This is a genomic window from Bradyrhizobium sp. USDA 4516 (assembly GCF_054055915.1).
On record NZ_JBSRXT010000001.1, the window covers coordinates 7,759,658 to 7,780,528 of the forward strand.

General features: G+C 65.6%; 21 protein-coding genes. 10 read left to right on the plus strand and 11 right to left on the minus strand.

The window, feature by feature from the left end; all coding sequences use genetic code 11:
* Nucleotides 1–77 precede the first annotated feature (77 nt).
* From ACVI1L_RS35765 to ACVI1L_RS35790, 6 genes are all read left to right on the plus strand, one after another.
* Nucleotides 78–233, plus strand: a complete 156-nt coding sequence (locus tag ACVI1L_RS35765; protein WP_200844552.1) for a hypothetical protein — start codon at nucleotides 78–80, stop codon at nucleotides 231–233.
* Nucleotides 234–670: 437 nt separating this feature from the next.
* On the plus strand, nucleotides 671–1,303 hold the full coding sequence (locus tag ACVI1L_RS35770) for an HAD family hydrolase (protein WP_141343147.1): 633 nt from the start codon (nucleotides 671–673) through the stop codon (nucleotides 1,301–1,303).
* A gap of 19 nt (nucleotides 1,304–1,322) precedes the next feature.
* Nucleotides 1,323–2,534, plus strand: a complete 1,212-nt coding sequence (locus tag ACVI1L_RS35775; protein ID WP_456785037.1) for a molybdopterin molybdotransferase MoeA — start codon at nucleotides 1,323–1,325, stop codon at nucleotides 2,532–2,534.
* A gap of 243 nt (nucleotides 2,535–2,777) precedes the next feature.
* Entirely contained in the window at nucleotides 2,778–3,482 is a 705-nt protein-coding gene (lexA, locus tag ACVI1L_RS35780; RefSeq protein WP_016841600.1) for a transcriptional repressor LexA, read from the plus strand.
* A 256-nt stretch (nucleotides 3,483–3,738) separates the two neighbouring features.
* Nucleotides 3,739–4,167 (plus strand): hypothetical protein, encoded by a 429-nt coding sequence (locus ACVI1L_RS35785; protein ID WP_026192810.1) that lies wholly within the window; start codon nucleotides 3,739–3,741, stop codon nucleotides 4,165–4,167.
* A 145-nt stretch (nucleotides 4,168–4,312) separates the two neighbouring features.
* On the plus strand, nucleotides 4,313–4,540 hold the full coding sequence (locus tag ACVI1L_RS35790; RefSeq protein ID WP_229193503.1) for a hypothetical protein: 228 nt from the start codon (nucleotides 4,313–4,315) through the stop codon (nucleotides 4,538–4,540).
* Here ACVI1L_RS35790 and ACVI1L_RS35795 read toward each other — a convergent pair.
* The gene (locus ACVI1L_RS35795) at nucleotides 4,537–6,822 is read right to left on the minus strand and encodes a ComEC/Rec2 family competence protein (protein WP_456785038.1); all 2,286 of its coding nucleotides are present in this window, start codon (nucleotides 6,820–6,822) and stop codon (nucleotides 4,537–4,539) included. The genes ACVI1L_RS35790 and ACVI1L_RS35795 overlap by 4 nt on opposite strands.
* Nucleotides 6,823–7,254: 432 nt before the next feature.
* Here ACVI1L_RS35795 and ACVI1L_RS35800 point away from each other — a divergent pair, with 432 nt between their 5' ends.
* A complete protein-coding gene (locus tag ACVI1L_RS35800; RefSeq protein ID WP_057016507.1) occupies nucleotides 7,255–8,583 on the plus strand; it encodes an MFS transporter in 1,329 nt (442 codons plus the stop codon).
* A gap of 319 nt (nucleotides 8,584–8,902) precedes the next feature.
* Here the strand turns inward: ACVI1L_RS35800 and ACVI1L_RS35805 are convergent, their stop codons facing one another.
* From ACVI1L_RS35805 to ACVI1L_RS35815, 3 genes are all read right to left on the minus strand, one after another.
* Nucleotides 8,903–9,265, minus strand: a complete 363-nt coding sequence (locus ACVI1L_RS35805; RefSeq protein ID WP_304495523.1) for an SPW repeat domain-containing protein — start codon at nucleotides 9,263–9,265, stop codon at nucleotides 8,903–8,905.
* 287 nt (nucleotides 9,266–9,552) lie between these two features.
* Entirely contained in the window at nucleotides 9,553–9,939 is a 387-nt protein-coding gene (locus ACVI1L_RS35810; protein WP_057016505.1) for a YybH family protein, read from the minus strand.
* Between the two features lie 45 nt (nucleotides 9,940–9,984).
* Complete coding sequence (locus ACVI1L_RS35815; RefSeq protein ID WP_456785039.1) at nucleotides 9,985–11,664, minus strand: glutamine--tRNA ligase/YqeY domain fusion protein; 1,680 nt, start codon at nucleotides 11,662–11,664, stop codon at nucleotides 9,985–9,987.
* Nucleotides 11,665–11,853: 189 nt separating this feature from the next.
* Between ACVI1L_RS35815 and gltX the strand changes: the two genes are divergently transcribed.
* Both gltX and gltA read left to right on the plus strand, forming a co-directional pair.
* Complete coding sequence (gltX, locus tag ACVI1L_RS35820; RefSeq protein WP_456785040.1) at nucleotides 11,854–13,275, plus strand: glutamate--tRNA ligase; 1,422 nt, start codon at nucleotides 11,854–11,856, stop codon at nucleotides 13,273–13,275.
* A gap of 160 nt (nucleotides 13,276–13,435) precedes the next feature.
* Entirely contained in the window at nucleotides 13,436–14,737 is a 1,302-nt protein-coding gene (gene gltA, locus ACVI1L_RS35825) for a citrate synthase (protein WP_028339667.1), read from the plus strand.
* A gap of 34 nt (nucleotides 14,738–14,771) precedes the next feature.
* Here the strand turns inward: gltA and ACVI1L_RS35830 are convergent, their stop codons facing one another.
* The 5 genes from ACVI1L_RS35830 to lpxA form a co-directional block, all read right to left on the minus strand.
* Complete coding sequence (locus tag ACVI1L_RS35830; protein WP_246786912.1) at nucleotides 14,772–15,140, minus strand: ArsR/SmtB family transcription factor; 369 nt, start codon at nucleotides 15,138–15,140, stop codon at nucleotides 14,772–14,774.
* A gap of 93 nt (nucleotides 15,141–15,233) precedes the next feature.
* On the minus strand, nucleotides 15,234–15,893 hold the full coding sequence (locus tag ACVI1L_RS35835) for an SRPBCC family protein (protein WP_076825392.1): 660 nt from the start codon (nucleotides 15,891–15,893) through the stop codon (nucleotides 15,234–15,236).
* A 119-nt stretch (nucleotides 15,894–16,012) separates the two neighbouring features.
* Complete coding sequence (gene lpxB / locus ACVI1L_RS35840) at nucleotides 16,013–17,191, minus strand: lipid-A-disaccharide synthase (RefSeq protein WP_057016501.1); 1,179 nt, start codon at nucleotides 17,189–17,191, stop codon at nucleotides 16,013–16,015.
* Nucleotides 17,191–18,048, minus strand: coding sequence for an LpxI family protein (locus ACVI1L_RS35845; protein ID WP_057016589.1), 858 nt, complete (start codon nucleotides 18,046–18,048; stop codon nucleotides 17,191–17,193). The genes lpxB and ACVI1L_RS35845 overlap by 1 nt, the downstream gene beginning before the upstream one ends.
* Nucleotides 18,049–18,067: 19 nt before the next feature.
* Entirely contained in the window at nucleotides 18,068–18,862 is a 795-nt protein-coding gene (lpxA, locus tag ACVI1L_RS35850; RefSeq protein ID WP_028334015.1) for an acyl-ACP--UDP-N-acetylglucosamine O-acyltransferase, read from the minus strand.
* A gap of 147 nt (nucleotides 18,863–19,009) precedes the next feature.
* On the opposite strand from lpxA, the gene ACVI1L_RS35855 reads away from it, so the two are divergent.
* Nucleotides 19,010–19,333, plus strand: a complete 324-nt coding sequence (locus tag ACVI1L_RS35855; protein WP_057016500.1) for a KTSC domain-containing protein — start codon at nucleotides 19,010–19,012, stop codon at nucleotides 19,331–19,333.
* A gap of 12 nt (nucleotides 19,334–19,345) precedes the next feature.
* Here ACVI1L_RS35855 and fabZ read toward each other — a convergent pair whose 3' ends face one another.
* Complete coding sequence (gene fabZ, locus ACVI1L_RS35860) at nucleotides 19,346–19,804, minus strand: 3-hydroxyacyl-ACP dehydratase FabZ (RefSeq protein WP_016841580.1); 459 nt, start codon at nucleotides 19,802–19,804, stop codon at nucleotides 19,346–19,348.
* Nucleotides 19,804–20,865: a UDP-3-O-(3-hydroxymyristoyl)glucosamine N-acyltransferase gene (gene lpxD, locus ACVI1L_RS35865; RefSeq protein WP_316394195.1), complete on the minus strand. Its 1,062-nt coding sequence runs from the start codon at nucleotides 20,863–20,865 to the stop codon at nucleotides 19,804–19,806. The genes fabZ and lpxD overlap by 1 nt, the downstream gene beginning before the upstream one ends.
* Nucleotides 20,866–20,871: the final 6 nt, after the last annotated feature.

The following is a 20,871-nucleotide window of genomic DNA, read 5'->3' on the forward strand; positions in this document are numbered from 1 at the left end:
CGCGTTCCTGTTCCGCGTCCGTCGCGTCACTCGGCAGGTCGTGAAGGTTCCCAGGGGAAGGACCGGAACGGAAATCGATGCTGTTCGTTGGACCGCATGATCTCGAAAGACGGAGCGTCCCCGCCGTGACCCGGAAAACCTTGCAAGCACGCTCGGAACAGGCGCTCGTCGTCATCATTCTCAGCACCGGTGCGCTGATCGGTTACCTCGGCCTGGCACTGTCCAGGCTGTGAGAGCGACGCCGGCGGGCACCAAGCCGCCGGCAGGCATCAAGTCGCTTGGTACCCTGAAAGCGCGCGCGCGTGCCACTGAGTTGCCCGACGCGGCAAGCCAAGCCCCGTAGCAAAAATATAGGGTGAAACGAAGAGCAAGGCTCGGACAGATCATGTCGCGAGAATACGGATGTTTGACGCACAAGCGACGACACCCGCCGTCGTCCCGGCGAAGGCCGGGACCCATTACCCCAAATCTCAATTGTTGCGCGACGCTGCGGCCACGATCCCGTTCCTGATCAAATGCGGTGGTTATGGGTCCGGCCTTCGCCGGGACGACGGTGGTGTGCGCGGGAACAGTCTCGCGATGAATGCAACGCCACGTACAATCCACACACCGGTCACTGAAATCGAGGACATTGCCGCCTGGCCGCCATTCTCGTACACGGTTTCATGCAATGACCTCGCAATTCACTCCCAACTCCGTCGACGTGCTGCTGTTCGATATCGGCCGCGTCGTGCTCGACATCAACTTTGACAGGGTGATGGCGCGCTGGGCGCAGCATGCCGGCTGTGCGCCTGCCGAGCTCGCCACGCGCTTTGTCGTCGACGACAGTTTCAAGCATCACGAGATCGGCCGGATCGACGACACAGCGTTCTTCGAAAGCCTGCGCCAAACGCTCGGCATCAACATCACGGACGCCCAGTTCCTCGAAGGCTGGAACGCGATCTTCACCGGCGAGATGCCGGGCATCGCCCCGCTGCTCGCGGCGGCCGCCAAGCGGATGCCGCTCTACGCCTTCTCCAACACCAATCCGGCCCATGTCGCGCATTTCTCGGTCACGCACGCCGAGCTGCTCAGCCATTTCCGCAACGTCTTCCTGTCCTCGAGCATCGGCTTCCGCAAACCCGACGCCGAGGCCTATGATCATGTGGTAAAAGCCATCGGCGTGCCGGCGTCGCAGATCCTGTTTTTCGACGACCTGGCCGCCAATATCGAAGGTGCGCGGGCGCGCGGCCTTCATGCTATCCACGTGACGTCGACGGATGACGTGGCAAGGGCTTTGACCGCACTTGGTATTGAAACTTAGGAATTGAGGAGCTCTGAGCGTGGCCCTGATGCCGGTTGCCGATGCCCTGTCCGCCGTCCTCGCCGGCGCCGAACCGCTGCCGGAGGAGATGGTCGCGCTCGATGCCGCCTACCACCGCACGCTTGCGCACGACCTCGCGGCGCTCCGCACCCAGCCGCCGCAGCCGATGTCGGCGATGGACGGCTATGCAGTGCGCGCCGCCGATGCGGCCGATCTAAAGGCCCGGCTCAAGGTGATCGGCGAAGTCGCCGCCGGACGGCCGTTCGAGCGGACGGTCGGCGCCGGCGAGGCGGTGCGGATCTTCACCGGCGGCGTGATCCCCAATGGCGCCGACGCTGTGATCATCCAGGAAGACACCGCCGTCGACGGCGACCACATCACGATCTCGGAGGCCGCCAGCGTCGGGCGGCACATCCGCCCGGCCGGGGTCGACTTCCGTGAGGGCGAGGTGCTGCTCGCCGGCGGCAGCCGCCTGTCCGACCGCGCGCTGTCGCTGGCGGCCGCCATGAACTATCCGGAACTTGCGGTGCGCCGCCGCCCGAAGGTCGCGGTGCTGGCGACCGGCGACGAGCTGGTGATGCCGGGCTCGCAGCCCGGTCCCGGCCAGATCGTCTATTCCAACGGCTACGCGCTGCGGGCGCTGGCGCGCGCCGAAGGCGCCGAGACCCTCGACCTCGGCGTTGCCGCCGACACGGTAGAGGCGACCACGGCGGGCATCCGCCGGGCACGCGAGGCCGGCGCCGATGTCCTCATCACGACAGGCGGCGCCTCGGTCGGCGACCACGATCTCGTCAAGCGGTCGCTGGAAGCCGAGGGCGTCGAGATGGCGTTCTGGCGGATTGCGATGCGGCCCGGCAAGCCGATGATGCATGGCCGGCTCGGCGCGATGCGGGTGATCGGTCTGCCCGGCAATCCGGTGTCGTCCTATGTCTGCGCCTTCCTGTTCCTGGTGCCGTTGATTCGGGCGCTGAGCGGCCGGAAAGTGATTCATCATCGCCGCGCGAGCGCCCTGCTCGGCCGCGACCTCGCCGCCAACGACCAGCGCGAGGACTATCTGCGTGCGCGGCTCGAAGCGCGCGAGGACGGCACGCTGATCGCAACGCCGGTGACGCAGCAGGACTCGTCGCTGCTCGGGAATCTCGCTGCGGCACGGGCACTTCTCGTGCGTCCGCCGTTTGCGGCAGCTGCCGTCAAGGGCAGCGAATGCGAGATTCTGACACTGCCCGAATAGGGTTTTCGCGCCCCGCCGATTGTGCGTTGCCCGACGCGTTCACCGGAAATTAAGTGGTTGCGGAACACATATCGAACATATAGTGTCCGTTCATGATTTGTTTCGAGTACTGGTGTCTACAATCGGGAAGCCGCGTGGAAGCAGGTGCATCGAGCACATGCTCCTGAGGTCAGGCCCGGCCTGCAGGCCCCACCAGAAGAGTCTCGGAATCGAACGACGCTATCAACCGGGGGAATACTCGAGATGCTCACGCGCAAACAGTACGAACTACTGCGTTTCATCAATGAACGTCTGAAAGAGGCCGGCGTACCGCCCTCCTTCGACGAGATGAAGGATGCGCTCGACCTGCGCTCGAAGTCCGGTATCCACCGCCTGATCACTGCGCTGGAGGAACGCGGTTTCATCCGCCGCCTGCCGAACCGCGCCCGCGCCATCGAGGTCATCAAGCTGCCCGAACTCTCGGCCGGCGGCGGCAACGGCCGCCGCGGCTTCACGCCCAGCGTCATCGAAGGCACCCTCGGCCGGCGCGCCAGCACGCCGCCGATTGCCGAGGACGACGGCAACCGTCCGGTCGCGGTCCCCGTGATGGGCCGGATCGCCGCCGGTACGCCGATCGAGGCGCTGCAGACCCGCAGCCACACCATCAGCGTGCCGCCCGACATGCTCGGTGCCGGCGAGCACTATGCGCTCGAGGTGCGCGGCGACTCGATGGTCGATGCCGGTATCCTCGACGGCGACATGGCGCTGATCCAGCGCAACGACGTCGCCAATACCGGCGACATCGTGGTGGCGCTGATCGACGAGGAGGAAGCCACCCTGAAGCGCTTCCGCCGCCGCGGCGCATCGATCGCGCTCGAGCCGGCCAACACCGCCTATGAAGTGCGCATCCTGCCGCCGAACCGGGTCCGCATCCAGGGCAAGCTGATCGGCCTTTATCGCAAATACTGAATTGCAAATACTTGCGGCGGCCGGGAACGAGCAACACGTCGGATCGTTCCTTGCATGATAGTGTAGCGTACGGCCTGCCCGATGCGCTCCGATACCTCTCGCGCAGCGTCGCGTGTTTGTGATCGGAGCGATCTCGGACCAGTCGTACAATCGCCCAGAAACGAGCAGACGCTCGTTCGCTATCGTCCACTCTGGTAGAGGCCCTAATGCCTCAAGGAGAGGCACGGGTCGCTACCTCGAAATGAGGAGCCATCCGATGTGTGACTATAGTCTGCACGCCGTGGCATCGCGCCCCGCCATTGTCGGAGAGACGCTGATCACGACGACGTTCCGCGGCACGTCGACCCGCGGCTTTGCTTCGGAGAATGACCCCACTGTCGCGGTCTGCATGCTGCCGGGCACCGAGCTCGCTTTCGCCGAGAACGTTCGCTACGACAGCCGCTGGATCTGGACCAAGACGCTGAACTATCGCGTCGGCGTGTTCAACGAAGTCGAGCCCGACGTGCCTGATCGGCATCATGACGCGGTCGAATTCCCCGACGGCAGCCATGTGCTGGTGACCCAGCTGGTCGAGGGACAGCGCGTCAGCGTGCTGCAATTGCCGGCGCTGCATCCGCCGGTCGAGCAGAAGCCGAAGGTTGTGGAGCGGCGGCCCTCCGCATTCGCAACCCTGTTTTTGGGTTGAGCGCATCGTCGCCGCGGAATGAGCTGTTCGGCGGCGGATGACCTAAGCAATTTCGGGCGACCCCGGACTCCCGCTTCCGGGGCGCTGAAGGAGATTTGCGTCGGCCGGCACCTTGGCGCATCATCGGGCACGGAGGACGTGCGCGGTGGTCGATAAGGTCACATGGCAAAAGGCTGGACGCGTCACGGAACCGGGCCGCTACATGTTCCGGTTCGGTTGGCTGACGGTAACGGCCGACGACCTGAAAGTCTGGGAGCAATTTCCCGAGGCTTCCTTCACCCTCGTCAAGAAGCCCGACGCCGGCCCCGACTCCGACGAATACCATCTCGGCCTGTTCGAGCTGCCGAGCGGCCCCTCGCCGGACCACGGCTAATCATCACCCTGCAGATCGGTCTCGGCCGGCGTCGCATCCACCGCAGGCCGCGGCGCGGCGGCGGGCGCGCGCAGCGTCGTTTCGCTCTCGCCGTCGCCGGGAACCGCCGGCGACCACGGCCGGTCGATCCCGCCGGGCTTGACCGCATCGACGGCGTAGCCGTCCCTGATCCTTCGCAGCACCAGCGCGCCGTGGCGGCGCAGCCGCTCGGCATCGATCACCGATGCCGCGCAGCCCTGCGGCGCCGGCCGCGCCGTCACGATCAGGGCTGCGCGCTCGCAGTCGTCCGCCAGCGCCTCCGGCCGGGTCGCCAGCGCGACGAAGGCGCCGCCGGGTCCCTGGGTCACGCAGCCGCCGGCATCGCACGAGACGCCCTCGCCGAGCGACGCATCGGTGGCGGTGCGCGCGTCGGCGTCCGCCGCCAGCCACTCCTTGACCAAAAATGCATCCTTGGCGCTCTGCATCAGATGCAGCCGTCCATCACCGCCACGCACCGCGACATTGCGGCCGTCGCCCGAGATCAGCACGTCCGGCTGCGGCACCCTGAGCGCCCAGACCGAGGCCACCAGCAGCAGCACCGCACCTGACCAGCGCAGCGGCGTGCGCAGCAGCCCGAGCAGGATGATGCCGGCGCTCGCTGCGATCAGCGGCCCGATGCCGAACGCCGCCATGCGGCCGACCGCGCCCGGGAGTGCGGCGACCCATTGCGTCACCAGGATCATCCAGTCGATGCCAAGACCCATGATCGCCCAGAACACGCCGTCGAAGCCGAATGGCATGGCGACGAGTCCGAGCAGGCCGGCCGGCATCACGACCGCCGAGACCACCGGCATCGCCGCGAGGTTGGCGAGCAGCCCGTAGGGCGTCACGCGGTGGAAATGGAACGCGGCATAGGGCGTCGTCGCCAGCCCCGCCACCAGCGAGGCCAGCATCAGCATCGTGAGCTCGCGGCCGCCCCACAGCGCAACCCGCGCAGTTGCCGAATGGTCGGGCGACGCCAGCAGGTTCGGCAGCCCGATCTGCACCAGCGCCACCAGCCCGAGCGTTGCCGCAAACGACATCTGGAAACTGGGATGCACCAGCGCCTCCGGCGCGATCGCGAGCACGATCAGCGCCGCCACCGCCAGCGTCCGGAAGGTGATCGCGCGGCGGTCGACGATCACGGCGAGCAGCACCACGGCGGTCATGAAGAACGACCGCTGCGTCGCAACCTCGGCGCCCGACAGCAGAAGATAGAATGCGGCGGCGACCAGCGCGGCCGCCGCCGCCCATTTCTTGATCGGATGCCCCGCCGTCAGCGCCGGAAACAGCGCGAGCAGCGCGCGCACCGCGAAAAACACGACGCCGGCGACCACGGCCATGTGGTAGCCGGAGATCGACAGCACGTGGCCGAGTCCCGAGATGAACATCGCATCGTTGACCGGCGTCGAGATCGCGTCGCGCCGGCCGGTGAGCAAGGCGGTCGCGATCGCGCGCTGGTCGCCGTCGAGCGTGGTGCGAATCCGCGCGTCGATGGCGTCGCGCAGGCCCTGCATGAAGGCGGCGTAGCGCAGCGCAAAGCCGCCGGTCGCAGGCGGCTCCCTGGTCTTGACGGCGCCCATCACGAAGCCGGAGGCGCCGATGCCCTGGAAATACAGGTCACGGCCGAAATCATAGGAGCCCGGGCGCTGCGGCCCGAGCGGCGGCAACAGCCGCGCCTTCAACTCAACGAAGCTGCCGACATCGGGCGCGGTGCCCTTCTTCACCGAGAGCCGGACCCGATTGAGCTTCGTCATGTCGCGCGGGCTCTCCATCGAAACCACGCGCAGCACGAAACGATCGGTCTTCTCGCGGATGTCGCGCGTCTCGACGAAGCCGGTCAGCGCCACCGAGAACATCGGCCGCGCCAGCACCGTGTGAGCGACGCGCGCCGTCTTCCAGGTCGCCGTCGCAAAGCCCGCGGCCACCGCGGCCAGCAGCGCGATGACGGGAAACACGCTGCGCCGCCGCAGCAGCAGCGCCAGCAGGCAGAGCAGGATTGCGACGGTGGCCGCGACCGACAGCACCGGCTCGTGCTCGGCCGCGAAATAGAACGCGATGCCGGTGCCGAACGCCACCGGCACCCAGGGCAACAGGCGGCCAGCGCCGGCCTCGGCGCGCGCCCATTGCCGCAATGTCTCGACGAGAGGCTTCCAGATGCCGGCGCGCACCGGGAGAAAGCCGCCGACCGGCGCAGCCGTGCGCGGCGGCCACGTCCCCGCGTAGCCGCGTTTGCCGCCCGGCGTCGTGCCCTGCTCCGCCATTCCGCTTGCGATCCCTGCCGGGCGGCAGGCTAGCGGATCGCCCCGTCACCCGACTAGCGGAACGGATGCAGAATACGGACCGGGAACGCCCGGGTATCTGGATCGTCCTGCGCCTTGCCTAGCTCGCGCCGGGCCACGGCTGCCGCCTGCGTCAAATCGATCGAGCCGAAAGTCTCACTAAGATACCGATCACATTAGGAATAGACTGTCCTGATGCCTCCGCTCCCGAAGAGACGGAGATGAGGCAGTGACGGCTCGCGGCACTTGAAGGCCGCTGGAGCTCCTCTCAGGTGGCCACAACTCCCCTGAGATCAGGCGTTGCGGACGAACGCGCAAATCTCGCCTGTAACGCCGTGCACCACGCGCACTCCGCGAGCGGATAGATCGCTGAAAAACGCGAGGAGTAGCGTTTGCATTTGAGAGGAGCAGCACATGGCAATTCAAGTACCAAGCGATTTTCGCCGCGTGATTGTCGCTGCGTCAGTGGGAAACATCATTGAATGGTACGACTTTTATATTTTTGGCAGCCTGGCCGCCGTTCTTTCGGTCAAGTTCTTTGAGCAATCCCACCCCGTCGCAGCCCTGCTGAGCACGATCGCGCTGTTCACTGCGGGATTCCTGATCCGCCCGCTGGGGGCCTTCCTGTTCGGATGGATGGGCGATCGGGTCGGCCGCAAATATACATTCCTCATTACGCTGAGCGGAATGGGCCTGGGAACGGGAGCGATCGGACTGATCCCAACTTATCAGTCGATCGGCCTGACGGCCGCATTCGTTCTGTTCGGCTTGCGGATGATCCAGGGTCTCTGCCTGGGCGGCGAATATGGCGGCGCCATCACCTACGTCGCCGAGCATGTTCCGGACGACAGCCGCGGCTACTACACGGGCTGGCTACAAACCTCGCCGACGCTCGGGATCGTGGTGTCGCTGGCGGTGATCGTTCTGACCCGAACCTGGGCCGGCAATCAGGCCTTTGACGAATGGGCGTGGCGCGTACCGTTCCTGGTCTCGTTCGTGCTGGTGGCCATCGCCATCTACATCCGCCTGCAGCTCCAGGAGACGCCGATTTTCCAGGAGATCAAGGCACAGGGACAGATGACCAGGAATCCCTGGCGGGAAGCTTTCCTCAGCGCCAACATCAAGTACATCCTGATCGCCATCGTCGTCCTGATTGGACAGGGCGTGGTCTGGTACAGTGGCCAATTCTGGGCACTGTACTTCCTGCAGCAGGTCTCCAAGGTCGATGCGGTTACCTCGGCCTACATCGTGGGAGCCGCATTGTTGATCGCAACGCCGAGCCTGATCTTCTTTGGTTGGCTGTCGGATCAGATCGGCCGCAAGTCCGTGATCCTCGGAGGAATGCTGCTTGCCGCGATCACCTACTATCCGCTGTATCTGTGGCTCGGCATGGTCACGCAGCCGGGACACATCAACTATCCGGTCGCCGTCTTCATCATCTTCATCCTCGTCTGCTATGTCGGGATGGTGTACGGGCCGGTCGGCGCGTTCCTGGCGGAGTTTTTCCCGGCCAGGATCAGGTACACCTCGGTCTCGGTGCCGTATCATATCGGCAATGGATGGGGCGGCGGATTGGTGCCGTTCATCACATCAGCCGCCTTCGCGGCGACCGGCAGCATCGGCTACGCGCTGATCTACCCGATTGTCGTTCCCGCGGTGTGCTTCGTGATCGCCGTTTTCATCATGCCCGAGACACGCAAGACCAGAATTTGGGAGCAGATCGAGGCGAAAGCCGCATCGTGACGGAGTCACCTTGCTGACGGGCGACTACAGCTCCGTTCCGACGGGATCGGAACGGGACTCTAGAATCTTGTCTCGATGCGTTTTCCTTACGCGAGCCGCTATCCACGTCGCTCGAAAGCGCTCTCACCCTGCAGCAGGCGCCATGGCCGCCGTCCAGCGCGTGCGGGACGACGCTTCTGAATCGTCCCGTACCCGCCGTCTCTGGCGTGATGTCTCTGTAGAACCTGCATCGGGCGGCAGAGGGGATCCCGCGCCAAGCAAATCCCCGCTCCGGCCGCCTTTGGTTGGCGGTCAGGCCAACGTCTCAGTCAGCTTCCTCTCAGCCAGCTCGGTGATGCCAGCGATCGTGCCACCAGGTGGCGAAATCACGATCCATCGTCAGCTCCCAGCACGCGAGCACGATCACCACGACGCCGGCGAGCACGCTGCTCGTCGTGACCGATCCCTGCTGGTAGTTGAACGTCCAGGGTGCGACCACCAGAGCCAACCCCATCAGCATCTCGCCCCATTCCTCCAGATAGGACGGAATGATGAATGCCTCCAGGGCGAACAGCACGACGCCCAATCCGAGCGCGATGGAGATCCAGAGAGCTGCCCCGGAAAAGCCCAGTGCAAACGGCGATGCGACCAGCCAGGCGCCTACCAACAGGCTGGCAGCATCCTGCCAGTGTTGAATGCGCATGATCCTCACCTCCTTCTTCCGAAGACATGGTGCGGCGCGGACAAAAAAGCATCTGTCCGACCTGCGATGTGTTGCCGCTGCTGATCCGCGAGCCGACGACCTTGCTGCCGTCCGGGCGCCCGGAAGCCGCGTTCCGCAGCCTACGACCTTGGTCCCTCCTCGCAATGCAGCGCGATCCGGATAGCCTGCGAGTTGGGTGCAGCCGCGAGGCGCCCGGCCCCGCGCACTCTCCCTGACTACGAGGGCCCGCCGGCCCTCGACTTTTTGCGTCAGCTCCAGCGCTGAGCCTAGATCAGCGGCGTCTGCGACGAGACGTGGTGGCAGACGATCTTCCAGTCGCCGTCCTCGCGCGCGATCACCCAGGTGATCTTGACGGCGAGCGAAGGCGCATCGCCGTCGAGGAAGAATGACGCGATGCCCGCCATGTTGACGAGATCGGCGTTGACCCGCTCTGCCCTGACATCGCTGAACTGAACGCGCGGCGCGCGCCAGCGCGGCAGACCGTCAAAGTAGGCTTTGACGCCGTCGCGGCCGCGATACAGCGTCGGGTTCGAGCCGAAGAAGAACGCGCTCTTCGAATAGAGCGCGCTTAACGCATTCGCATCGAGCCTGCTGAAACCCGCCGACCATCTGGCGATGATGGCGGAGGCAATCTCGTCGGATTCGTCAGGCATCGATCCCCCCGTCCGCTTGTCCGCTCGGGACGCGCTCCCTCTCGGCTAGCCCTTGCCGCCGACTTCCTTGGCGAAGGTGTCGCGCAGGCCGATGGTGCGGTTGAACACCAGCCGGTCCGGCGTCGAATCCGCATCGCGCACGAAATAGCCCTGCCGCTCGAACTGCACCGGATCGGGCGAATTGCTCTCGGCGATCGCCGGCTCGACGCGCGCATCCTTCAGCACTTCGAGCGACTGCGGATTGAGGTCGGCGGCGAAATCGGCCGCGTTCGGGCTCGGATTGGCGAACAGCTGGTTGTAGATACGGACCTCCGCCGGCTTCGACTGCGCCGCCGGCAACCAGTGCATCGTCGCCTTGACCTTGCGGCCGTCGGGCGCGTTGCCGCCCTTGGTTAGGGGATCGTAGGTCGCGCGGAGTTCGACGATCTCGCCGGCGTCGTTCTTCACCACGCCGGTGCATTTGATGAAGTAGGCATAGCGCAGCCGCACCTCGTTGCCGGGCGAGAGGCGGTAGAACTTCCTCGGCGGATTCTCCATGAAGTCGTCGCGCTCGATATAGAGCTCGCGGCCGAACGCGATCTTGCGGGTGCCGGCTTCCGGATTGTCAGGATGGTTGATCGCCTCGATCTCCTCGACCTGCCCTTCCGGATAATTCTCGATCACCACCTTGAGCGGCCGCAGCACCGCCATCCGGCGCAGCGCCGTGCGGTTCAGCTCCTCGCGGATGCAGAATTCGAGCATCCCGACATCGACCACGCTGTTGGCCTTGGCGACGCCGATGCGCTTGATGAATTCGCGCACAGCGGCCGGCGGCACGCCGCGCCGCTTCAAGCCGGCAATGGTCGGCATGCGCGGATCGTCCCAGCCCGAGACGTGGCCGTCACGGACGAGCTGGGTCAGCACGCGCTTGGACAGCAGCGTATAGGTCAGGTTGAGCCGTGCCATTTCGTACTGGCGCGGCTTCGAAGGCACCGGCAGCTTGTCGAGCAGCCACTCATAGAGCGGGCGGTGATCCTCGAACTCCAGCGTACAGATCGAATGGGTGATGCCCTCGATCGCGTCCGACTGGCCGTGCGCGTAGTCGTAGCTCGGATAGATCGACCATTTGTCGCCGGTACGCGGATGATGGGCGTGCAGAATGCGGTAGAGCACCGGATCGCGCAGGTTGATGTTGCCGGCGGCCATGTCGATCTTGGCGCGCAGCACGCGGGCGCCGTTCGAGAACTCACCGGCCTTCATGCGGCGGAACAGATCGAGGTTCTCCTCGACCGAGCGGTCGCGGAACGGCGAGTTCTTGCCGGGCTCGGTCAGCGTGCCGCGAGACAGCCGGATTTCCTCCTGGGACTGATCGTCAACATAGGCATAGCCGGCCTTGATCAGACCCTCGGCCCAATCGTACAGGCGCTCGAAATAGTCCGACGCATAGAACAGGTTGGCTCCCCAGTCATAGCCGAGCCAATGGACGTCGGCCTGGATGGAGTCGATGTACTCCTGCTCCTCCTTGGTCGGATTGGTGTCGTCGAAGCGCAAATTGCACTGGCCGCCGAACTCCTGCGCGATGCCGAAATTCAGGGCGATCGACTTGGCGTGACCGATGTGCAGGTAGCCGTTCGGCTCCGGCGGGAAACGGGTCACGATCCGGTTGTGCTTGTGGGAGGAGAGATCGGCCTGGACGATGTCGCGGATGAAGTCGCGCCCTGCCTCTGCCGTCGTGTCAGTCGTCATCAAAGGGTTCCCTGGAGGAGTCAGCTCAACCTTCTGCCAAATTCGTGCCGTCCGGCCAAGTCTGGTTTCAAGCCTGGTTTCAAGTCTGGTTTGAGGCCTGGTTTGGTGGGCAAAAGGTCAGCCGGGGGTTTAGTTATGTCCGGTTCCTGATATACACCACCGCCGTCTCAGCATACGTCTCGCTCGATCATGACCAAACCCGTCGTTACCCGCTTCGCCCCCTCACCGACCGGCTTCCTCCATATCGGAGGTGCCCGCACCGCGCTGTTCAACTGGCTCTATGCCAGGAAGCTCGGCGGCAAGATGCTGCTCCGGATCGAGGACACCGACCGTGAGCGCTCGACCAAGGAGGCGATCGACGCCATCCTGGACGGCCTGAAGTGGCTCGAGCTCGATTGGGACGGCGGGGTCATCTACCAGTTCAGCCGCGCTGCCCGCCATCGCGAGGTCGCCGAGAGCCTGCTCGCCGCCGGGCGCGCCTATTACTGCTATGCCTCGCCGGAAGAGCTCACCGCGATGCGCGAGAAGGCGCGCGCCGAGGGCCGCACCCGCCTCTATGACGGCATGTGGCGCGACCGCGATCCGGCCACGGCGCCCGACGGCATCAAGCCGACCATCCGCCTCAAGGCGCCGCAGACCGGCGAAACCGCGATCGAGGACCAGGTGCAGGGCCGCGTGGTCTGGCAGAACGAGAACCTCGACGACCTCGTCCTGCTGCGCGGCGACGGCACCCCGACCTACATGCTCGCGGTCGTGGTCGACGACCACGATATGGGCGTCACTCACATCATCCGTGGCGACGACCACCTGATCAACGCCGCGCGTCAGAAGCAGATCTACGACGCGCTGGAGTGGGAACTGCCGAGCATGTCCCACATTCCGCTGATCCACGGTCCCGACGGCTCGAAACTGTCGAAGCGCCATGGCGCGCTCGGCGTCGACGCCTACCGCGCGCTCGGCTACCTGCCGGCCGCCTTGCGCAACTACCTGGTCCGGCTCGGCTGGAGCCATGGCGATCAGGAGATCTTCTCGACCCAGGAGATGATCGACGCGTTCGACCTCTCGGGCATCGGCCGCTCTGCGGCGCGGTTTGATTTCGCCAAGCTGGAGAACCTCAACGGCCACTATATCCGGCAGAGCGACGATCAATCCCTCGTGACCCAGTTCGAGAGCGTGCTGGATTATGTTCCCGAGGGTGCCGCGCTGAAGGCCAAGCTCAACGACACCACCCGCGCGCAATTGCTGCGGGCGATGCCGAGCCTGAAGGAGCGCGCCAAGACGCTGATCGAGCTGATCGCCGGCGCCTATTTCATCTTCGCCGATCGTCCGCTCGCGCTCGATCCGAAAGCTGTGGCGCTGCTGACGCCGGAAACGCGTGCGTTGATCGGCCGCCTGCGCACCGCGCTGGAAGCCGTCAACGACTGGACGGCGGAAACCACCGAGACCGCGATGCGGAATTTCGCCGAGCAGAACAACCTGAAACTCGGCGCCGTCGCCCAGCCGCTTCGGGTGGCACTGACGGGACGCACGACGTCGCCGGGCATATTCGACGTGCTGGCCGTGCTGGGACGCCAGGAGTGCCTTGCCCGCCTCGCCGATCAGGCGGCGTGATCCTGCATGGACCCCCTCCAGGGTCCATCTTGCAGCGCACATGGCAATGAGCTACCCAATCCCGGACGCTTTCTCCACAAGCCGTTCCGCCCCGCCATGGGCCGCAATTTAGCGACTGGGCAAGGTCGGTTTTCGCAACGAATTCATCGGGGATATCACGATGGACGCAAAATCCAGCAAGACAGCCACACTCACCATCGGCAACAAGAACTACGATTTCCCGATCCTGAGCGGCACGGTTGGGCCTGATGTCATCGACATCGCCAAGCTCTACGGCCAGGCCGGGGTGTTCACCTACGACCCCGGCTTCACCTCGACCGGCAGCTGCCAGTCGAAGATCACCTACATCGACGGCGACGCCGGCGTGCTCGAGTACCGTGGCTATCCGATAGAGCAGCTCGCCGAGCACGGCGACTTCCTCGAGACCTGCTACCTGCTGCTGTACGGGGATCTTCCGACCCCGGCGCAGAAGAAGGACTTCGACCATCGCGTGATCCATCACACGATGGTGCATGAGCAGATGGCGCGGTTCTTCCAGGGCTTCCGCCGCGACGCTCATCCGATGGCGATCATGGTCGCCGCCGTCGGCGCGCTCGCCGCGTTCTATCACGACTCCACCGACATCAACGATCCGCGTCAGCGCATGATCGCCTCGATGCGGATGATCGCGAAGGTGCCGACGCTGGCGGCGATGGCCTACAAGTACACGGTCGGCCAGCCCTTCGTGTATCCGAAGAACTCGCTCTCGTTTGCCGAGAACTTCCTCAACATGTGCTTCGCGGTGCCCTGCGAGGACTACAAGATCAACCCGGTGCTCGCCGACGCGCTCGACAAGATCTTCATCCTGCACGCCGACCACGAGCAGAACGCCTCGACCTCGACGGTACGCATCGCCGGCTCGTCGGGCGCCAACCCGTTCGCCTGCATCGCGGCAGGCATCGCCTGCCTGTGGGGCCCGGCGCATGGCGGCGCCAACGAGGCCGCGCTCAACATGCTCTACGGCATCGGCAAGGTCGAAAACATTCCGGACTTCATCGCCAAGGTGAAGGACAAGAACAGCGAAGTTCGCCTGATGGGCTTCGGCCACCGCGTCTACAAGAACTACGATCCGCGCGCCAAGATCATGCAGAAGATGTGTCACGCGGTGCTGAAGGAGACCGGCCACGGCGACGATCCGATGCTCAAGGTCGCGATGGAGCTCGAGAAGATCGCGCTCAGCGATCCCTACTTCATCGATCGCAAGCTCTACCCGAACGTCGACTTCTATTCGGGCATCACGCTGAAGGCGATGGGCTTCCCGGTCTCGATGTTCACCGTGTTGTTCGCGGTCGCCCGCACCGTCGGCTGGATCAGCCAGTGGAGCGAGATGATCGAGGACCCGCAGCAGAAGATCGGCCGTCCGCGCCAGCTCTATACCGGCGTCGCACGCCGCGACTATGTGCAGATCGACAAGCGCAAGTAAGCTGCATCGCTGAAGAGAATCCGGGACGGCGCCATCATTCCTGATGGCGCCGTTTTCGTTTGCCCCGCGCGACTTCGGTCGCGATCGCGTCAAGGCGCGGCAGCCAGAACGCCCTGAACCGGTCGAGCCAGTCGTCGACCTCGCGCAGCCGCGCCGGCTCGACCGCATAGATGCGGCGCGTGCCCTCGGCGCGCACCGACGCGAAACCGGCGTCGCGCAAGATCCGCAGCTGCTGCGACACCGCCGACTGGGTGATGCCGAACTCGCGCTGCACGACCGCAACGACGTCGCCCGAACTGTGCTCGCCGGTCGCAAGCAGTTCCAGGATGCGCCGGCGGACGGGATCGCCGAGGATGTCGAAGGCGTGCAAGGTCGCTAAAGCGCGATGAGACTGCATCGTCATCCCGCTTTAGCTCTTTGCTTGAGCATGATCTCCGCGCAAACGCTTCGCGTTTGTCGCGAGGGAAAACCGCTTCACACTTTTCCGGATCATGCTCTAGCCTCCGCTCCCCGGCTCCGGCTCGCCGCAATAGGCCGCCGTGGTGTTTGCGGCCGATCTGCGCGCCGCAGCCTCCTCGGTGCCCGCCGCGATCGAGGCCCTGCACCAGTCCTCGCTGGCGCGGCGGATGAATTCCTTGCCGTCGCCGGTGGCTGGCCAGGCGGACGCGGCGGCGCGGTCGAATTCCTCGCCGGGCGGCATGGCCAGATAGAGCGCGAGCCCTAGCAGCGCGAGATCCCAGCCGACGCCGACCGCACCGGCCCCGTAGCGGTCCCAGAAGTCGCCCTCGATCACCGAGAGGTGTTCCAATTCCAGGCGCGTGGCGTCCGGGCCATTCTCGGCCAGCGTGACGCTAACCCAGCTGACCGTGCCCATGGACTCCCACGTGACGGCAAGCCGGCGCGGTGGCTCACACGTCGTGATCTCGCCGCCCGCATGGCCCTGGAACTGATAGCGGCCGCCAAGCCTCAGGTCGCCCGAGATCGGCAGGAACCAGCGCGGAATGCGTTCGGGGTTGGTCAGCACATCCCAGAGATCGGCAATGTCGGTGTCGTAGCTGCGGGTCGCGATCACCGCCCGGGCCGGCTTGCCGTCGCGTTCCCGGAAGGCGACTTCGCGAATGACGGCTCCGAGATAGGCGACCGGGTCGATCTTCATGGCATGCTCCGTCCTAGTATTAGCTATTGCTAATATTAGGACGGTCTAAATATTCAGCGCAAGCGAGATCCTTGCGGCGGGATGTCGCCACTGAACTGAACGAGGACACGATCGATTGGCTAGGCCGAACGGCGGCCCATTTCCGCCAGCACGATGTCGGCGGCGCGGACGCTCGGCGGCTGGTCGCCGGTCGACATCTTCCCGTCCATCGTCGCGAACCCCACGAGCTGCCGCAGACGATCGGGCGAATCCGCAAGCACGTCGCCCAGCGCCGCCGCGAGCTTGTCCGGCGTGCAGTCCTCCTGCAGGAACTCGGGAATGATATCGCTGCCGATCACGAGATTGGCGAGGATCACCGAGGACACCCGGATCGCGCGGCGCAGGATGAACGCCTCGGCGGCGCCGACGCGATAGGCCGTCACCATGGGAATCCCTGACAGCGCGAGCTCCAGCGTCACCGTGCCCGACTTCGCGAGCGCAGCGCGGGCGACACGGAACGCGGCGCGCTTCTCGGTCTCGCCGATCGCGAGCCGCGGCACCACCGGCCACGACGCGACGCCTTCGCGCACCATCGCCTCGAGATGCGGCATGGTGGGAAGCACGAGCTCGAACGGCGTTTGCTTGTTGAGCTGGCCGAGCGCGGTGCCGAACAGCGCCAGATGATGCCTGATCTCGCTGCGCCGGCTTCCGGGCAGCACCAACAGCACCGGAGGCTGCGCATCGCGCCGCTTCTGCTCGTCCTCGTTCGGCCGCAGCGAGGCGAGCTGCTCGGTCAGGGGGTGGCCGACATAGCTGCACGGCGGTCCCTGCAGCTTGCGATATTCCTCCGGCTCGAACGGCAGCAGCGCGAGCACGTGGTCGACATAGCCCCGCATCGCGCGCGCCCTGCCCGGCCGCCAGGCCCAGACCGACGGCGACACGTAGTCGACGATCGGAATGTTCGGATTGCGGGCGCGGACACGACGGGCGACGCGGTGGGTGAAATCGGGGCTGTCGATGATGACGAGCATGTCAGGCGCGTCGGCGAGCACGGCATCGGCGGTGCGCCGGATCAATCGCAGGATTCTCGGCAATTGCTTCACGACGGCGGCAAAGCCCATGATCGAGAGCTCTTCGATCGGAAACAGCGGGACGATTCCCTGAGCAGTCATCGCCCGGCCGCCGACGCCGGAAAACTGCACGGCATCGCCGAGCCGCTGGCGCAGCACCTGCATCAGTGCCGCGCCGAGGCGGTCGCCGGATTCCTCGGTCGCGATGAGGAAGATCTTGCGAGCGGTGCTGGGGCTGCGCAGCTGCATCAGCCCGCCAGCCCGATGACAAACAGCCCCCTGGCGTCGGCGGCCTCGACCAGGGCCTGCGGCTCGGCGGCCAGCGTATTGCCGGCGATCACGGCGATGCCGGCGATACCGGCTGCTGCCGCGCCCTCGACCGTCCGCGGGCCGATGGTCGGCAGATCGAAGCGCAGATCCTGCCGGCTCTTCGGAGCCTTCACCAGCACGCCGCGGCCGGCCTTGGCGCGAATGCGACCCTCGACGCGCAGCCGCGCGACGCGCGCGAGCAGCCCGTCGGTACCCTCGATATCCTCGACCGCTACCACATGACCGTCGATCACCACGGCCGCCTGACCGATGTCGAACGGGCCGAGCGCGTCAAGCACGCCGCGTCCGCGCGCGATGTCGGCGAGCGCCGTGCTGTCGGGCGCCGCGCGCGTCACGGCGCCCTCCGGCATCAACAGATCGGGCGCGACATCCTTGATCCCGACCATGCGGAAGCCCTGCTGCTCGAGGATGCGGCCAACGCTCGACAGCAAATGATCGTCGCCGCCGCGAAATGCGCGCACGACGTGGCCGAGCAGGCGCAGCGTGCCCCAGTCGAGCCGGATCTCCGACAGCGCGGGCCGCACCAGGGTGCCGATGAAGATCAGATCGCGGCAGCCTTCGTCGCGGAACAGCCGGGTCGCCCGCCCGAGCTGGCCGACCGAGATCCAGCGGTGACGAAACCGCTGCGCGCGCGCCGGATCGCAGGCGCCGCGCAGCGCGAACAGCACTGGCGTGATGCCGCGCGCAACCAGGGAGTCGGCGACCGCGAACGGCATGGCGCCGCCGCCGGCGATGACGCCGACCGGCGAGGAAAGCGAGGGAGCCGCTGACGTCATGCTGGCGGCCATCCCCTGCTCAATTGGTATCGGCGGGAAGGCAGAGCGGGCGCAGCTTGCCGCCCTCGATGAAGGCCAGGATTTCCGCAATCGCCGGATCCTCGCCCGCCAGCGGCTGCACCGAAGCGAGCCGCTCGGCGAAGATGCCGGGGCCGTGGAACAGCTTTTGATAGAACGCGCGCACCGTCGCCAGCCGCGCCTTGGTGAACTGGCGGCGCCGCATGCCGATGATGTTGAGTCCTTCGAGAACCGCGTACTGACCGTTGGCGAGGCCGAACGGGATGATGTCGCCGCGCACGCCGCAGACGCCGCCGATCATCACCTGCGAGCCGACGCGGGTGAACTGGTGCACAGCCGACAGGCCGCCGATATAGACGAAGTCGCCGATCTCGCAGTGGCCGCCGAGCGTTGCCGACGTCGCGAAGATCACGCCATTGCCGACCATGCAGTCATGGCCGACATGGCTGTTGTTCATGAAGAAGCCGCGATCGCCGACGCGCGTGAGCCCGCCGCCCTTGACCGTGCCGACATTCATCGTCACGCCCTCGCGGATCGTGCAGGCTTCGCCGACTTCGAGGCGGGTCGGCTCGCCGCGATAGCTGAGATCCTGCGGCGGCCCGCCGAGCGCTGCGAACGGCGAGATGATGCAGCCGGCGCCGATCCTGGTATGCCCGCTGATCGTGACATGCGCGATCAGCTTGCAGTTCTCACCGAGCACGACGTTGGGGCCGACGATGCAGTACGGACCGATCTCGGTGCCGGCCCCGATCACAGCGCCATCGGCAATCCGCGCAGTCGGGTCGATCATGCTCATGAAGTTTCGGTCCGGAATTCGTTAATGGCGCCAAGGTGCTATCGAGGCGCCAGGCTGTCGATTGGGGCGGTCGTTAGCGCGACTTTGCCCGCCCTGTCCAGTGACGTATGATGACGGCCTGTTGCAAGAGAAGGTCGCAACCGAACCATGGTCCGGGCCGCCGCGCTGATCCTCAGCCTGCTCTCTGCGCCAATCGGCCCGGAGACGGTCGATCTCGGCAACAGCACGGCGGTCGACCTCTCGAGCTTCGAATGCCGCGACATCAACCGCAGCACGATCGTCCAGCGGGTCTGCTACAGCACGGATCAGCGCGCGCTGCTGGTGGCGGTCAGAGGCAGCTACCAGCATTATTGCGGCGTCCCTGCCGAAACCTACGACGCGCTGATGAACGCACCGTCGATGGGCATCTTCCTCAATCGCGTCCTGCGGATCGCGGGCGCGGACGGCCGCTACACCTGCTCAACGTCTTGAGCCCGGCGCGGACTAATCCGTCAGCATCGCACCGACATCGGCCTCGGCGACGACCTGGCCGTTGACCTTGGCATCGCCGTGAAACCACCACATCGTCTTGCGCCGGCCGAGCGAGCGCATGTGATACTCGATGGTGTCGCCGGGCATCACCGGCTTCCTGAACTTGCACTTGTCGATGGTGAGGAAATACACCGCGCGCGGCTTCTCGGTGCCCTCGACCGACTTGATGCCGATGACGCCGGCGGTCTGGGCCATCGCCTCGATCATCATCACGCCGGGGTAGACCGGGCGGTCCGGGAAGTGGCCCTGGAACGGCGGCTCGTTGAAGGTGACGTTCTTGATGCCGATGCCGCTGTAGTCGGTGCGGATCTTGATCACCCGGTCGATCAGCAACATCGGAAAGCGATGCGGAAGCGTCTTCAGGATATCGTTGATATCCACCAGCTCGAATTTGACCGGTGCCTCCTCCATCACTCCTGCCCCTCACCTTTGGCTTCGTTGTCGCGCACCAGACGCTCCACTGCGATAATTTCCCTGAACCACTGCTTGGTCGGCTTGGCGAAATGCCCGCCCCACCGACCGTTGGCCGGGATGTCGTCCTTGACCGCGCTCATCGCCGTCACCTGGGCGCCGTCGCCGATCTTGAGGTGGTTGTTGATGCCCACCTTGGCGCCGAGCGCGACATTGTCGCCGATGGTCAGGCTGCCGGCGAGCCCGATCTGGGCCGCCAGCAGGCAGTGCCGGCCGATCGTCACATTGTGGCCGATCTGGACCTGATTGTCGATTTTGGTGCCCTCGCCGATCACGGTGTCGCGCAGGGAACCGCGGTCGATAGTCGAGGCGGCGCCGACCTCGACATTGTTCTGGATCACCACGCGGCCGGTCTGCGGCACCTTCACATGGCCGGCCGGCCCGAAGAAGATGAAGCCGTAGCCGTCCTGGCCGATATTGCAGCCGGGATGGATCAGGACGTTGTTGCCGATCAGCGCGAACTGAATGGTGGTCTTGGCGCCGACATTGCAGTCGCGGCCGATCTTGACGTCGGCCCCGATCACCGCGCCGGCGCCGATGATGGTGCCCGAGCCGATCTCCACCCGCGGGCCGATCACGACCAGCGGATCGACGATGACGCCGTCCTCGAGGCGCGCGGTGGGATCGATGATCGCCGACGGCGCGATGCCCTCGGTGTCGAACCAGGATTGCGGCCGCAGGGCATCGGCGTGCCATTGCCGGGCGAGCTCGACGAACACCTGGAACGGCTTCGCCGCCCGCAGCACGGCAGTGCCCTTCGGCACCTGTGCCTCGAAGCGCGGGCTGACCAAACACGCCCCGGCCTTGGTCGCGGCAAGCTGGTCGGCGTATTTCAGATTGTCGAAAAAGGCGAGATGCATCGGACCGGCCTCGTCGAGCGAGGCCAGCCCCCTGATCTGAAGCGCGCCCCTTTCGGGGTCGACCAGTTGCGCCTTCGTCAGCGCGGCTATTTCAGCCAGCGATGACGAAGGAGGACTCTTGTAGAAGATCGGCTGCGCCATTCCATC